We start from the raw sequence: 14684 nt of genomic DNA, 5'->3' as shown, positions 1-14684 counted from the left end.
TTCGGTATGTTGGCCCATGCCACTAGATAAGAATCAGGTGCGGCATATTGCGCGTCTGGCGCGACTCAGTCTCACTGAAGAAGAAATCACCCGCTTCTCCCGCGAACTCACTGTCATCCTCGACTATATCGATGCGTTGCAACAGGTTGCGACCGACAACGTGCAGCCGCGCGAGCAGTTTATCACGTCCGAAAATGTCTTCCGCGATGATGTTGTGAAGCCGTCACTGCCGCGGGAAACGGTCCTGGCGATGGCGCCGGATGCCGACGACCGTTATTTCCGCGTGCCGAGGGTGATCGGCTGATGTCCCGTGAAGTAATCGCCGTAATTCCGGCGAGAATGGGTTCCACACGGTTTCCCGGAAAAGTCGCTTATCTCTACAAGGGCAAGCCGCTGCTCTTCTATATCTGGCACTCAGTGAAGAAATCCCGCACCATCGACCGCGTCGTGATTGCGACCGACAGCGGGGAAGTGGAGTCTCTGGCGAAGTCGTTCGGAGCCGAGGCGATTCGCACGTCCTCACGCCACCGGACCGGGTCGGATCGAGTCGCCGAGGTAATGTCACGGCTCCCCGGCGCCCTGTACATCAACGTGCAGGCTGACAACTTCGGACTGAGCGGGCGGGTGTTTGATCCGGTTGTCCGATGGATGCTCGCCCATCCGAAAGAGATGTACGCGACGCTGGCCCGTCGTATCCGGGCCGAACACGATCTCGACCGAACGGACTGCACCAAGGTGGTGGGTTCCCACGACGCCTATGCGCTGTGGTTTTCCCGCCTGCCGCTGCCGTTCATCCGCGACGCCCACGGGCGGAACCGCATCGCGCAATACCGGTTCTTGGAACATATAGGCGTTTACTTCTTCCGTCCCGACGGACTCGCACGGTTTGCCGGCTGGAAGCGCACGGCCATCGAAAAGGCGGAGTCGCTCGAGCAGTTGCGCATTCTCGAACACGGCGGCAGGATCCGCCTGTTTGTCACCGGCGCCCGGTCAATCAGTATCGACAGCCCGAAGGATCTGAACGCAATTGAGTCTTTGATACGATAGGGAGTGTTATGTCAGACACGAACAGGACCAAGTATATCTTTGTGACCGGTGGCGTGGTATCGGCGCTCGGCAAGGGAATCGCCTCGGCGTCGATCGGCCTGCTTCTGCAGAAGCGCGGCCTCACCGTCCAGAATATCAAACTTGATCCGTACCTCAACGTTGATCCGGGCACGATGAATCCGTTCCAGCACGGCGAAGTGTATGTCCTCGACGACGGGTCCGAAACCGATCTCGACCTGGGTCACTACGAGCGCTTCCTCGGCAAGTCGCTCGACAAGCGCAATAACGTGACGACCGGCCAGATCTATAACACCATCATCACCCGCGAACGACGCGGCGACTATCTCGGGGCAACCGTCCAGGTCATCCCCCATGTAACCGAAGAAATAAAGAGCCGCATCCGCGCGCTCGCCCGCAACGGCGAACGCCCGGACGTGGTCATCGCCGAAATCGGCGGTACCGTGGGCGATATCGAATCTTTGCCCTTCCTCGAGTCGATCCGGCAGCTCCGCCTCGAAGAGGGCCTGCAGAACACCATGTTCGTGCACCTGACTCTGGTCCCCTATATCTCGACCGCCGGTGAGTTCAAGACCAAACCGACCCAGCACTCGGTCAAGGAACTCCGCGAGATCGGCATCCAGCCGGATATGCTGCTGTGCCGGTGCTCCAAACCGATCTCCGATTCCCTCCGCCAGAAAATCTCGCTGTTTTGTTCGGTGCCGACCCGCAACGTCGCGGTTGCGCCGGATGCCTCGACGATCTACGAAATACCGCTCCGCTTGCACTCGCAGCAGGTCGACAAGATCATCTGCGAGCATTTCGGCATCGAGGTTGTCGAACCGGCGCTCGATGAGTGGGAAGCGATGGTCGAGAAAATCCACAACCCCCAGCGTCGCGTGAAAATCGCCATCTGCGGAAAGTATGTGAATCTCAAGGACGCGTACAAATCGATCATCGAGTCATTCACGCACGCGGGCGTGCCCGCCGATGCGGCGGTCGATCTCATCTGGGTCAGCTCCGAGGAAATCAAACACAGCGGTCCGGATCGGTTTCTGCACGATATCGACGGCCTGCTGATCCCCGGCGGGTTCGGCGAGCGCGGCGTGGAAGGAAAAATCGAGTCCATTCGTTATGTCCGTGAAAACAAAATCCCGTTCTTCGGTATCTGTCTCGGCATGCAGTGTGCCGTGATCGAATTCGCACGAAACGTGTGCCACATCGAGGATGCGCACTCCTTCGAGTTCTATCGCGACCTCAAACACCCCGTTATCCATCTCATGGCCGATCAGGAGGGAGTGACCGAACTCGGCGGCACCATGCGGCTTGGCGCATACCCCTGTACGCTGCTCGAAGGTACGCGGTCACACCAGGCCTACGGCGCGCTCGAGATATCCGAACGGCACCGTCACCGCTACGAGGTCAACAACAGCTACCGCGAATTGCTCGCCCAGCACAATCTGGTTATGGCGGGGGTGTCGCCCGATAACAGGCTTGTCGAGATCGTCGAAATCGCCGATCACCCGTGGTTTGTCGGCGTACAGTTCCACCCCGAGCTGAAATCGCGACCGATCGCCCCGCACCCGCTCTTCCGTGAATTTGTGCGGGCCGCCGTCGAGTACAACCGCCGTCGCGCGGAATCGCCCGGGGCGTCGTCCGGCGGGAATCCGGAACTGGCCGAAACCACCAGCAAACACCGCTGAGTCGTTTCGCGTGTGATTCGAACAAATCGGCCCCGGTATGCGTTCTTCCTTTGGGTTTGATCCGGAGGATGACAGTGAAACGAATTTGTTCGATCATGCTGATTGTGGCGGCCGCCCTGCCGATCGCCGGGTGTTCCGGCGACGACGATGACCCCGTGCCCGCAGCCGCCAGCTATCGCGGTGAACTGCGTATCGACTTCAGCCCCCTTGTCGTCGGCGAGCAGTGGGTCGATACCATCTTTTTCACCGTCAATAACGGCATTTACTCCATTACTCACCTGAGCAGCAACGGTAACCCCTCATCACTGTGCGATTCCGAAGGCGAGATCGGCGGCTTCAACACCAATCAGGTTCGCCTGACCCCGCAGTCCTATTTCGGGGGCAACTGCAGCCAGCGCGGGCCTTCGGGCGAGTTCACGGCCCAGTTCGCGGGGGATTCGCTTCGACTGGATAACATCGACCAGACCGACGCCGTCTTTCAGTTCCGGCTTGTGCGTTCCGGCGGCAGCGGGTCATCCCTCTACCCGACACGTTAAGAGCCCGGCGCCGTCAGACCACCCCGGCTCATACCACCCCATAACGCCAGTTGACATTGCCCTAAGGATTGCCTATCCTTGCAAGTTATGTCTATGTACGGTTTACAGATGAAGCCGCTTGCCCGGCTCGCGACTGCCGCCCTAGTTCTGTCACTTGGCCTGGCAAAACCCGGCGCCGCGCAGATCGCCGGCGAAGTACCTGACTCACTTGTCCAGCTCGAGTACCGCTATTATGACCGCCCGGTCGATCCGGACCAATTTATCATCCGGCCGGGTGAACAACTGCGGGTCGTCTTTGTGGGCGCCAAGCTCCCCTCCCTGAGTCTTCCGGTAACTGCCGACGGAAAGATTGCCAGTCCTACGCTTGGCCTGTTCGACTTGAACGGCAAGACCCTTACCCAGGCCCGCGAACTTCTCATGCCGATTCTCTCCGGTTTTTATACTGCCGACCAGATAGATATCACAGTCGGCGACCCGATGCGTACTGCGATTACGGTCACCGGCGAGGTCGTCGCGCCCGGCCTGTATGTAGCCTATACGTCGCAGCGCGTCTCGGAGCTGCTTGAGCTGGCCGGCGGTGTTACCGAATACGCGTCGACGAGGCGAATCACGCTTCTCGGCGGACCTGCCGGTATACCGGTCGATCTGGATCGCGCCACGTTTCTGGGCGATCCCGATGCCGACCCGCCTGTCTATGGCGGATTTCACATTCACGTTCCGCAGCGCACCGACGAAGTGATAAACATCGTCGGATACGTCCGACACCCGAGGGAAATCGAGCTGCAGCCCGACGATGACCTGAACACGCTGTTATCCCTCGCGGGCGGCGTGCGGCGCGACGGCGATATGGAAGGCTTGTTTATCGTCGGCGACAGTCTCCGTGATCCACGTGTAAAGGGCACAATACAGCCGCGTGATGTCGTCATGGTCCCCCAGCGAGACGCCGACGATGCGTCCAGCATGATGATCATATTCGGCCGCATCACCCAACCCGGGCGGTATAACGTGGGGGAAAACGCCACCCTCGCGTCGTTGATTGCGCACGCGGGAGGGCTCCTCCGCGATGCCAACGCCCCACGGGTCACCGTCTTCCGAAAAGTCGAAGAAGGGATGACGCCCCAGATGTCTGCGCTCAGGTATCCCATCAGAGTCGGCGGTGATTCCTCGTTGTGGGCTCGGTTCATTCTTCAGTCCGATGACTCCATCTTCGTCCCGCGTACGGTTGGCTATGTGCGCGTCTCCGGCGAGGTTCGCAACCCCGGGCTGGTGCCGTACGAGCACGACAAAACTGCCACCTATTATATCAGCGCCGCCGGAGGTTTCCTGGCAGAGGCCGACCGACAGCAGGTGGTCGTTACCGATCGCGTCTCGCAGCTCTCGTCGACCGTCGGTCCCGATGTCGGTATCCGCGACGGCGATGAAGTGCGCGTAAACCGAAAGGAGCTGCTCCGGTGACCCACTCCGGAACCTCCAACCTCTGGCTCTTCGTTGACATGCTGGCCCGCCGCCGGGGTATGGTTGTCACTATCGTGGCGCTGATTACGCTGGGTGCGGTTGTCGTGTCGCTCCTGTTGCCGGCGTGGTACTCCTCAGAGGTGTTGCTGCTGCCCCCGAAAGATCTTGGCACCGCAATCCCCGCCGGACTCAGCCAGATGGCCGATATCGTGTCGATGACCGAGGGGCTGACGCTGCCGATGATGGTCACGCCGTCCGACGTCTACGCGCGGATTCTGACCAGCCGCACACTGTCGGAACAGATTATCGACCGGTTCGATCTCGCCACCCGATATGAAACCGAGAGTCGTATCGATACCTACCTCGCACTCATGAGTCACACGGCGTTCCGGGTGACCGATGAGGGGCTGCTGAGCATAACGGTCGAGGACCGTGACCCGGTTGTGGCGGCGGATATCGCCAACGCCTACATCGACGAATTGAACATTCTGAATGCCCGCATGGTGGTCAGCCGCGCGAAACAGAACCGGGAGTTCATCAGCGACCGGCTCGAACAGGTGGCCCGCGAGCTGGCTGAGGCGCGCGATTCGCTGGAAGCGTTCCAGACCGCCCACAAAGCCATCGACTTCGGCGAACAGACCCGGCTGGCCATCGAACAGGCTACCCAGCTCAAGATCACGCTCGCGCAACTCGACCTCGAAATTCAGATGGGCGAAGAGTATCTCAGCGCCGACAACCCCGATCTGGTGGAGAAAAAACGGCGCCGCTCGATCGTGCGCGGTCAGCTTCGCGCCCTCGAGGAGGGCTCCGGCGACAGTTCGTATTTCTCGGTGCCGGTTTCCGTGATACCCAACCTGCGGGGCCGCTACGAAAACCTCTATACGCGCGTCCGCGTCAACGAACGGCTGTATAACATCTTGCTGGAACAAAACGAACAGGCGCGCATCGCCGAACAGGAGTCGACTCCGACCATCTCGGTGCTGGACTCGGCCCGCGTCGCCGAAGTCCGAAGCCGGCCGCAGCGAACCCGGATCGTGCTCGGCAGTCTTGTCGTGTCGCTGCTGATGTCCGTGGTGATCGCCGCGATGGTCGATTACACCGCCCGCATGCAGCAGAACCAGCCGCAGGATTATGACCGCCTCAATCGCTTCGTACGAGCCTATTTCGGCTGGCTCCCGGGCGTCGGCAAAAAACGGTAAATACAGGTTCGAACGGCGGATGTCGCCCCCGGCGACTGTCTGTCTGTCCATTCACTGAAGGATAGTCCGCTATGTCAAAGTCCATCGTGGCCGCTTCGGCGGTCATCGCCGGTACATCTACACTCGGCGAGTTCTGTGTTATCGGAGAAAGAGTAAAAATCGGACACGGCTGTGTGATCGGACACCACGTCATCATGCATGACGACGTGCAGATCGGCGATAACGTCCGGATCGACGACGGCACTGTTATCGGCAAACTCCCCATGCGGGCCGCCAACAGCGCCGTCACCAAAGACCAGCAGCTGCCGCCGACTCGGATCGGCAGCAACGGCATTATCGGCGCCCATGTGATCATCTATCGCGGGTGTACGATCGGCGAAAAAGTGCTCATCGCGGACTTGTCGACCGTTCGGGAGAACGTATCGGTGGGGGATTATACGATCGTCGGACGCGGCGTGGCGATCGAGAACTACTGCACCATCGGCCGCTACGTGAAACTCGAAACGAACGTGTATCTGACGGCTTACTCCGAAGTCGAAGACCGTTGTTTTCTGGCGCCATGCGTGGCCACATCGAACGACAACTACATCGGCCGAACGGAAGAGCGGTTTAAACACTTCAAAGGCGTCATCATGCGCAGGGGAGCGCGAATCGGCGTCAACGCGACCATCCTGCCCGGTATCACGATCGGCGCCGACGCCCTGGTCGCCGCCGGCGCACTCGTTACCAAAGACGTCCCTGAGAAAAAAATCGTCGCCGGCGTCCCGGCCAAAGTGTTTCGCGATGTCCCGTCGGAGCAGTGGCTCGATAACCAGGGCTGGAAGGAGTGAGGTGAGAAGATGGCTGTCCCCTTGATAGACTTCGCCAGACAAACCGAGTATCTTCGCCGCGACCTCGAGAAGGCGCTCTCATATGTGATCGACCACGGCAGGTTCATCCTCGGCCCCGAAGTGCATCGCCTCGAACAGGAGATCGCGGCCCGGTGCCGGGTCAAACATGCCATCGCCGTCGCATCGGGCACCGATGCCCTGATGCTGGCGCTTCACGCCGCCGGCGTCGGGCCGGGCGACGAGGTTATCGTGCCCGACTTTTCGTTTTTCGCCACCGCCGGGGTTGTCAGCCGCCTGGGTGCGACACCCGTGTTCCTCGATATCGAACCGGACACGTTCAACATCGATCCCTCGCTGATCGAAAAGGCTATTACGAAAAAGACGAAAGCGATCATGCCGGTGCATCTGTTCGGCCAGATGGCCGACATGGATCCGATCGTCGAGATCGCCCGTCGGCACAACGTGGCCGTGGTCGAAGACGCTGCACAGGCGATCGGTTCAGAATACAAGGGCCGACCGGCCGGCTCTATCGGGGACTACGGCTGCTTCTCGTTTTATCCGACCAAAAACCTCGGCGCCGCCGGCGACGCCGGCATCATCACCACCGACAGCGATGACAACGCCGCCACCGTGCGCATGCTTCGCGTCCACGGACAATCAGGCAAGTATGAACACAGCGTCGTAGGGTACAACTCTCGGTTGGATACCATGCAGGCCGCCATCCTGCTGGTGAAACTGCCCCACCTTCGTCGGTGGTCCGAAGCGCGCATCGAAAACGCCCGGCGGTACGACCACGCGTTTGCGGGCGTGCCGAATATCGTGACCCCGGCCGTCAAGGACTATACCACGTTCCATATCTACAATCAGTACACGCTGGTTTCGCCGAAGCGCGAAAAGATTCTGAAGGGACTGGACGAAGCAAAGATCGGGTACTGCGTCTATTACCCGATACCGTTCCACAAACAGCCGTGTTTCGTATCACTGGGATATCGGCCGAACCAGTTGCCGGTGTCCGCTCGATTGGCCGACCAGGTGTTTTCGATTCCGATTTACCCGGAATTGACGTCGGCCGAGCAGGAGGAAGTGATCGCCACGATCACCCGTTTGGCGAATGAATAACGGCAGCCGACGATACTCTCGGTGACCACGGAGTGCCATGGCCAGACGGATCGTGATATTCGGTTGGGCCGAGTCGGTTCATGCCAGCCGATGGGTGAAAGCCCTGCATCAACGCGGCCACGCCGTCAAGCTCGTATCGCTCGGCGGTGAGCCGAAGGACTACTGCGAGACGATCAACTTTCCGCGACGCGGATACCTGGACTACCTCCGCTACGCGCCGGCCGCCGCCCGTGAGGCCATCCGGTTCAAACCCGATCTCGTTCACGTTCATTACGCCGCCGGATTCGGCCTGTGGGGGCTGTGGACTCGCTTCAAGCCGACGGTCGTCTCGGTCTGGGGCTCCGATATTCAGAAAATTGCCCGCCACCCGCTCTATCGTCCGCTCGTCCGGGCGATGTTGATGCGTGCCGCCGCCGTCACGGCTACCAGCGAGTTCCTCAAGCGACAGACCGCCGCGCTGTTCAGGCCGTCCGAGAAGAAGTGTGAAGTAATTCCATTCGGCGTCAATCTTCCGGACTCGGTCCTGCCGATGCCCCCGGAACGACCCTTCCGCCTGTGCTACTTGAAACTGCACAGCAAAATATACGGACCGGATGTGCTCCTCAACGCGCTGGCGAAAGCGCGCGAGTCGGTCCCTGATATCGAGTTGTCCATGGCGGGGTCGGGGGAGATGACGGAGTCGCTGAAACGGCAGGCGAAAAAACTCGGTCTGGAAGGTGCCGTCAACTTCCCCGGCTTTCTCGACAACGCCGACGTTCCCGCGTTCCTCGCCCGGCACCATGCGCTCGTGATGCCGTCGCTGACCGAATCGTTCGGGGTCGCCGCACTCGAGGCCGGGGCATGCGGCCGACCGACCGTCGGCTCCGATGTAGGCGGGATTCCCGAAGTCGTACGGCATGACCAGACCGGCCTGCTGGTACCGCCGGGCGAAGAAGGTCCGCTCGCCGATGCCATCATACGGCTGGCCGGCGACCCAAGCCTGACGAGGCGGCTCGGGGCGAATGCCCGCTGTTTGACCGAACGGGAGTTTGACTGGCGGAAATCGCTTGAGATGATGGAGACCCTTTACGAACGGCTGCTGATGTCGAATGAGGTCTGACCAACGCGGCGTCGAAAAATGCTGTCGCAGCGCGTCAGCCCAGTGTATGTTACGAGAAACCCGCTGATCGAATCGGAATTGTACCGGGAATATCGTCCATGGAAATCCGACTGCTACGCACCGATGACGCCGAAGCCTGTAATGCGCTTCACAACAAGTTCTCCCACAACAAGCGGTCGCTCGACCAATGGCGCTGGGATTTCGACAGCGGTTTGTACCAGACCGATCAGCTCCCGTTCGCGGTCGCCGATGATGATGGCCGTATTGTCGGAACTCAGGCCTTCATCCCCATTCGGTTCATCGATCGCGACGGCGTTTACTGGACGGCGAAGTCCGAAGAGACACTCGTGGATCCCGATTACCGGGGACAGAAGTTGTTCGAGCGTATGTACGAACTTCTTTTCGGCTACGCCGAAGAACGCTCTCTTCGCTATGTCTGGGGCTTCACCCCCGCGACCAAGGCGTTTCTCAAGCTCGGCTTCAAAATCCCCTGCGCGACCGAGCAGCTGCTCTTTCCGTTCCATGCCGTCGGGATTTCGAATCTGATCGAGTCCCGCGTGCTGGTCGGCCGCTCGGTATCGACTGTTGACCGCCTCAAGATGATCCCCTACCGGATCGGAGCTGCCGGCGCGCGGCTGACGGCTTCCGCGAAGTTCGGCCTCGCTCGCCGCGCCGGATTGGTCGGCGACTCGCTCGACACGCGGATTGTCGAGGCTGCTCCCGACGGTTGCGCAGAGCTGTGCCGACGGTTTGTCGGGCAGTACGGTGGACCCACGATCTATCGTGATGAGGCCTACCTCGAGTGGCGCATCTTCAACAACCCCTACACCAAACCGATCATGCGCGCCGCATTCGAAAGAAACACGCTCGTCGGATGGATCATTTACTCCATAGGCGATGAGAACGTGGGATACATTGTTGATGTTATGGCGGCGACGCCCGACAATGCTACCCTCGCACCCCGGCAGATCGTAAAGCGCCTTCTTGTTGAAGCGCTCGACGATCTTCGCAGGACCGGCATTGCCGCCGCCAGAGGCTGGTGCGTGACCAACCACCCGTTCGACAAACTTGTCCGCGAAGTATCGAGATCGCTCGGTTTCTTTCATGTCCGACGCGGTCACGCCGTCGTGGTGCTCGGTTCAACACCGGAATTCCACGATCCGCTCGATGACTCCTTCAGCGACTGGTATGTGACTCGTATCTTCACCGAGGGTGTGGCGGGCTGAGATGGATCCCCGCGCGCTGTACCTCTATACGCAAATCCTCCGTCACGCGCATGTCTTCTTCTCCGAGCGCGCCAACGCGGCGGTGCGCGAAACCGACGTCCGGTTCGTGCCGCTGGAGACGGCGCTCCGACTGCGTCATCCATGCATCGCGATTCCGACGGACCTCATACGCCGTTACGACTACTCCGACGCGTACGAGGTGACAGTCGCCGGGGCGACGCTTCGCCTCTGCCATCGCATACTGCGCCCGGACAGCCGTGAGTGGACCGCCTTCCCCACCGAATCCGCGCCGCTCTGGCTCATCCACGAGTCCGGCACGCGCCTTCCGGCCTGGGACCTGTTCGGCACGCTGTTCTCCCTTCTGACGCTGGAATACGAAGGCGCACACACCGAGCGTGACCGGCACGGCCGATTTATCGCGGCCTTCGATCCACGTCTTAAGGCGGGACTGCTGGAACAGCCTCTGTTTAATGATGCGGTCTTTCTCCTGATCGTCGAAGCGTTCCGCATGCGCGAGGGAGATGGCGCGCTTTCTTCGATCGCCGACGAGATCAAACCGCCGGCAATGATCCTCTCGCACGACTGCGATATCCTCGAAGGCAACGACATCTGGACGCAGAGCATTCGCCTCGGACGCGTGGTACTACCGCTGGCCAAACGAAAGACCCCCCGACTCGACAATCTCTGGTGGGCGGTCCGCAATGCCGTCAAACCACGCGAATTCTATTTCGACAATATTCCTGGATTGATCACGCTCGAACGCACTTTCGGTTACCGCTCCACTTTCTACATATTGAACGGTACCGGCGGCCGATTTGGCGCGCGGAGCGGCTCGAAATTGCTGGCATCTCTCGTTGGCGCAATCTCCGATACCTGGGAGATCGGCATCCACTACAACTACGATACGCACCTCGATCACGACCGTTTCTCCCGCCAGCAGGCGGAACTGCACGCGATAGCCGGTCGCACCGTATCTACCGGCCGCGCTCACTACCTCCGCTTCGATCCGGTGAAGTCACTTCCCTTCTATCGCGCCCACGGAATCACGCTCGATGAGTCCGTTGGTTATCCCGATCGAATCGGCTATCGTGTGGCTGTGGGCGGCTGCTATCGGCCGTACGACCCTGAATCCGAACGGGAGATGGACATGTGGCAAGTACCGATGGTCGTTATGGAGAACACGCTGCTGGCCCAGTACGCGGATAACTCGCTCCGGGCTTTCACCGACCTGCTCAACCATCTCTCCAGGGTCGGCGGCGCCCTGAGCCTGATCTTCCACCCGGGCCTGTTTTACAATCCAGAGTTTCGCACGCATCGCAGACTCTACCACCGCATGCTCCAAACCGGACGCGACCACGGAGCCTTCGGCTGGACTGCCCGGCACCTGTCCGAACTCGCGTCCTCAGCGCCGACCGTCCCTTCCGACACCGGCAAAGGAGGTAGACCATGAAACCGCACGCGCCCGACTCGATGATACGCCTGTACGAACTGCGCCTGTCCGCCGACAGCTTCGCCAACGTTCGCGATACGCTGCGCTCCACCTGGCTCACAAGCGGACCCCGCGTGAAGGAATTCGAGTCCGCCGTCGCCCGCATCTGCCGCGTGCGCCACGCTGCGGCCGTCAACTCCTGCACCAACGGCCTCGTGCTGGCACTGCAGGCGCTCGGACTGCAGGGCGGCGAGGTGATCACCACGCCCTTCTCCTTCGTGGCGACCGCCGAGGCGATCATGCACGCCGGCGCCCAGCCCGTGTTTGCCGACATCGATCCCCACTCGCTGAACATCGATCCTGAGGAAGTCGCCCGCAAAGTGACCCCCCACACCCGGGCCATCATCGCCGTCGATATCGCCGGACTTCCCGCGGAATACGACCGGCTCCGAAAAGTCGCCGACCATTTCACCCTGCCCGTCATTGCCGATGCCGCGCACTCGTTCGGCGCACTGTACCGCCGCAAGTCGGTCGCGCAGGTAACCGACGCCGCCGTATTCTCGTTCCACGCCACCAAGAACCTCACCTGCGGCGAGGGAGGAATGGTCGTATCGCGCCATAAGATCCTGGCCGACCGCGTCCGCCTGCTGGCGATGCACGGTCTGACCAAAGATGCGCATCGCCGGCGCGAGGAAGCCGGCTGGCGGTACGACGTGATAGCGCCCGGTCGCAAGGCCAACATGTCCGACGTCCATGCCGCCATCGGGCTCGGCCAACTGCCGGAATTCGAACGCCGGCAGCAAAAACGCGAAGCGCTCGTCCAGCGCTATTGCGACAATCTGTCGGCGCTGTCCGAGTACATCGACCTGCCGTCGCCGCCCAAATATGTCCGGCACGCCTGGCACCTGTTTATCATCCGCCTGAATATCGATAGTCTGACGATCTCGCGGGACCGTTTCATCGATGCCATGAAAGCCCGGCGCGTCGAGTGCGGCGTACACTACATCCCCATGTTTGAGTTGTCGTTGTTCCGGTCGGCCGGGTTCAACGAGCATATCTTTCCGAATGCCGCATGGGTCGGCCGCCGCGTGGTCACCCTGCCGCTGTACCCGCTGCTGACCTTCAGGCAGATAGACTACATTTGCGACGCCATCGCCGACATTGTCGTGAAACATCGAAGATAAACCCGGTCGCCCCCGCATCCGGCATGGGTGCCCGGATAAGTCCGCCTGAACTCGTGCAGGTGCGATCATAAACGCCCTCCCGCTGCTGCGTCGGTTGCATCGGCGCCGCAGGCGGCGTACATCCGGGGCTGCACCAACACTTGCCAACTGCCGGGCACTCCATTATTAATAGGGCATGCCGGCCAATCTGCCCCCTCAGTATTACGAGCTGGAACGGGAGTTCCGGGCCTGCCGCGATTCCCGGGAGAAACTTCGTCTCGCCGAGGAACTGCTTCGCATCATGCCCAAACACAAAGGTACCGACAAGCTCCAGGCGGAAATGAAAGCGAAGATCTCCAAACTGAAGAAGGAGATAGACGGCGGGGGCAAGACGTCGGCCGGCGCGGCACGACAGGCCCCCACCCATGACTTCGTCGAGCGCGAAGGCGCCGGGCAGGTTATTCTGATCGGCGCGCCTAACAGCGGTAAATCGTCACTCGTCGATGCGCTCACCAACGCCAGGGTGGAAATAGCCGACTATCCCTACTCGACCCGCGAGCCCGCCACCGGCATGATGGACTATGAAACAATCCAGATTCAACTGATCGATACGCCGCCGATCTCGGACGAGTCGTTCGAAAACTACCTGACCAATCTGGTCCGCAACGCCGACCTCGTTTTGCTTGTCGTTGACCTCTCCGACGGCAATCTGGGCGATCGGAACCGGTATATCATCGACGCGCTCGCGGAACGGAAGATCATTCTTACCCCGGACCCGCCCGCGCATGTCGACGATGCCCGGTACGTCTACAAACGCACGCTCGTGTGCGGACACAAAGTCTACGACGACGAATCCGGGAATGGCAAAGCCGCGCTCGAAAACTCGTTCGCGGGATTTCCCACCGTCCTGACGTCCATTCTGGACGACACGACCCTGACCGCGCTGCGCCGAACGATCTTCCAATCTCTGCGCATCATCCGCGTTTATACCAAACAGATAGGCAAGCCCGTCGAACTGGTCGATCCCGTCGTCCTCCCGGTCGGCGGGACCGTCGAAGACGCTGCGATGACCATTCACAAAGACTTTGCGGAGAAATTGAAGTTCGCCAAGATCTGGGGACAGGGAAAGTTCGATGGCCAGCGAGTTAACCGCGATCACGTCTTGACCGACGGTGATGTGGTCGAATTTCACATCTGATCAGCCTGCAACCCCGAGTACCTCTGCTGGGCGCCGCGAAGAAACTCCTCCAGCGAGCCAACCTCGGTCTCGTCGTCCGCCCTCAGGTCGGCCAGTTGCGCATGCATTCGCGAACGGCATATCTGCAATTCGATCATCAATGCCCGCGTACGTTGATCGGTCGGATATCGCTCCGAGATTCTCCTGATCAGTTCGTCTTCAATTTCATTGACTCGCTCCGCCGATCGTTTCACACGCTCCAGACTGCCCGACGGCGACGACGAAACGCCGCCGGAATGAAGTTTCATCCGTGCATGAGGAACGCGTGACGTTATCGCACCATGCTCGGCCCGACTTGCACTCGCCGCCGACCGCGGCCTTTTGATACGTCGGCACGCGAACCACGAACCGGCTGCGATCACTCCGGCCGCCAGCGTCACCGGCACGAATCGGACGGATCCGCCCCCCAGAGACAAGAAAACCGCGACCGCGGCGGCTGATGTCATGCTGTTGAGTGTAATCGTTCTGATGAGACCGACTGGTGGGGTGGCGACCAGTGGATCTTTCGATCCGCTGCCGGCCGTCTTTGGCGTCCCCCTTTTAAGGAATACTAATTTCATCCATTATTTCTATCGGTCTGTGCGGCTGTGGGTTTAGCCCAAACGCCAGCCTTTTCCCTTGACTTTGTCGCCGCCGAGGGGAAA

General features: G+C 60.5%; 14 protein-coding genes. 13 read left to right on the top strand and 1 reads right to left on the bottom strand.

The annotated features are described in order from the left end of the window. The first annotated feature begins 16 nt into the window (after nt 1-16). The 13 genes from gatC to RBT76_00385 all read left to right on the top strand — a co-directional run bounded on the left by gatC (nt 17) and on the right by RBT76_00385 (nt 14001). Complete coding sequence (gene gatC / locus RBT76_00445) at nt 17-304, top strand: Asp-tRNA(Asn)/Glu-tRNA(Gln) amidotransferase subunit GatC (GenBank protein MDX9856240.1); 288 nt, start codon at nt 17-19, stop codon at nt 302-304. After that, nucleotides 304-1047, top strand: a complete 744-nt coding sequence (locus RBT76_00440) for a 3-deoxy-manno-octulosonate cytidylyltransferase (protein MDX9856239.1) — start codon at nt 304-306, stop codon at nt 1045-1047. Before gatC ends, RBT76_00440 begins: the two co-directional genes overlap by 1 nt. Nucleotides 1048-1055: 8 nt before the next feature. Then, nucleotides 1056-2747: a CTP synthase gene (locus RBT76_00435; protein MDX9856238.1), complete on the top strand. Its 1692-nt coding sequence runs from the start codon at nt 1056-1058 to the stop codon at nt 2745-2747. A gap of 74 nt (nt 2748-2821) precedes the next feature. Beyond that, nucleotides 2822-3283 (top strand): hypothetical protein, encoded by a 462-nt coding sequence (locus RBT76_00430; GenBank protein MDX9856237.1) that lies wholly within the window; start codon nt 2822-2824, stop codon nt 3281-3283. Nucleotides 3284-3376: 93 nt separating this feature from the next. After that, nucleotides 3377-4738 (top strand): SLBB domain-containing protein, encoded by a 1362-nt coding sequence (locus tag RBT76_00425; protein ID MDX9856236.1) that lies wholly within the window; start codon nt 3377-3379, stop codon nt 4736-4738. Then, nucleotides 4735-5937, top strand: coding sequence for a GNVR domain-containing protein (locus tag RBT76_00420; GenBank protein ID MDX9856235.1), 1203 nt, complete (start codon nt 4735-4737; stop codon nt 5935-5937). The genes RBT76_00425 and RBT76_00420 overlap by 4 nt, the downstream gene beginning before the upstream one ends. Before the next feature lie 71 nt (nt 5938-6008). Further along, nucleotides 6009-6767, top strand: a complete 759-nt coding sequence (locus RBT76_00415; protein ID MDX9856234.1) for a DapH/DapD/GlmU-related protein — start codon at nt 6009-6011, stop codon at nt 6765-6767. A 9-nt stretch (nt 6768-6776) separates the two neighbouring features. Beyond that, entirely contained in the window at nt 6777-7886 is a 1110-nt protein-coding gene (locus RBT76_00410; GenBank protein MDX9856233.1) for a DegT/DnrJ/EryC1/StrS family aminotransferase, read from the top strand. 37 nt (nt 7887-7923) lie between these two features. Continuing rightward, entirely contained in the window at nt 7924-8985 is a 1062-nt protein-coding gene (locus tag RBT76_00405) for a glycosyltransferase (GenBank protein ID MDX9856232.1), read from the top strand. A gap of 98 nt (nt 8986-9083) precedes the next feature. Further along, nucleotides 9084-10211, top strand: coding sequence for a GNAT family N-acetyltransferase (locus RBT76_00400; GenBank protein ID MDX9856231.1), 1128 nt, complete (start codon nt 9084-9086; stop codon nt 10209-10211). 1 nt (nt 10212) lies between these two features. Next, a complete protein-coding gene (locus tag RBT76_00395) occupies nt 10213-11661 on the top strand; it encodes a hypothetical protein (protein MDX9856230.1) in 1449 nt (482 codons plus the stop codon). Then, nucleotides 11658-12824 (top strand): DegT/DnrJ/EryC1/StrS family aminotransferase, encoded by a 1167-nt coding sequence (locus RBT76_00390; GenBank protein MDX9856229.1) that lies wholly within the window; start codon nt 11658-11660, stop codon nt 12822-12824. The genes RBT76_00395 and RBT76_00390 overlap by 4 nt, the downstream gene beginning before the upstream one ends. A gap of 175 nt (nt 12825-12999) precedes the next feature. Continuing rightward, nucleotides 13000-14001, top strand: coding sequence for a GTPase (locus tag RBT76_00385; protein MDX9856228.1), 1002 nt, complete (start codon nt 13000-13002; stop codon nt 13999-14001). On the opposite strand, the gene RBT76_00380 is transcribed toward RBT76_00385, so the two are convergent. Next, entirely contained in the window at nt 13992-14288 is a 297-nt protein-coding gene (locus tag RBT76_00380; GenBank protein ID MDX9856227.1) for a hypothetical protein, read from the bottom strand. The genes RBT76_00385 and RBT76_00380 overlap by 10 nt on opposite strands. Between the last annotated feature and the right edge of the window lie 396 nt (nt 14289-14684).

This window comes from Candidatus Zixiibacteriota bacterium (genome assembly GCA_034003725.1).
Taxonomy (GTDB): domain Bacteria; phylum Zixibacteria; class MSB-5A5; order GN15; family FEB-12; genus WJMS01.
The sequence above is the reverse complement of the archived record's forward strand: the minus strand, read 5'-3'. Positions and strand labels throughout refer to the sequence as shown.

Bases quoted from the DNA above. Each gene is read 5' to 3' on its own strand.
- gatC (MDX9856240.1), top strand. From the start codon at position 17: ATGCCACTAGATAAGAATCAGGTGCGGCATATTGCGCGTCTGGCGCGA.
- RBT76_00440 (MDX9856239.1), top strand. From the start codon at position 304: ATGTCCCGTGAAGTAATCGCCGTAATTCCGGCGAGAATGGGTTCCACA.
- RBT76_00435 (MDX9856238.1), top strand. From the start codon at position 1,056: ATGTCAGACACGAACAGGACCAAGTATATCTTTGTGACCGGTGGCGTG.
- RBT76_00425 (MDX9856236.1), top strand. From the start codon at position 3,377: ATGTACGGTTTACAGATGAAGCCGCTTGCCCGGCTCGCGACTGCCGCC.
- RBT76_00415 (MDX9856234.1), top strand. From the start codon at position 6,009: ATGTCAAAGTCCATCGTGGCCGCTTCGGCGGTCATCGCCGGTACATCT.
- RBT76_00410 (MDX9856233.1), top strand. From the start codon at position 6,777: ATGGCTGTCCCCTTGATAGACTTCGCCAGACAAACCGAGTATCTTCGC.
- RBT76_00405 (MDX9856232.1), top strand. From the start codon at position 7,924: ATGGCCAGACGGATCGTGATATTCGGTTGGGCCGAGTCGGTTCATGCC.
- RBT76_00400 (MDX9856231.1), top strand. From the start codon at position 9,084: ATGGAAATCCGACTGCTACGCACCGATGACGCCGAAGCCTGTAATGCG.
- RBT76_00395 (MDX9856230.1), top strand. From the start codon at position 10,213: ATGGATCCCCGCGCGCTGTACCTCTATACGCAAATCCTCCGTCACGCG.
- RBT76_00390 (MDX9856229.1), top strand. From the start codon at position 11,658: ATGAAACCGCACGCGCCCGACTCGATGATACGCCTGTACGAACTGCGC.
- RBT76_00385 (MDX9856228.1), top strand. From the start codon at position 13,000: ATGCCGGCCAATCTGCCCCCTCAGTATTACGAGCTGGAACGGGAGTTC.
- RBT76_00380 (MDX9856227.1), bottom strand. From the start codon at position 14,288: ATGAAACTTCATTCCGGCGGCGTTTCGTCGTCGCCGTCGGGCAGTCTG.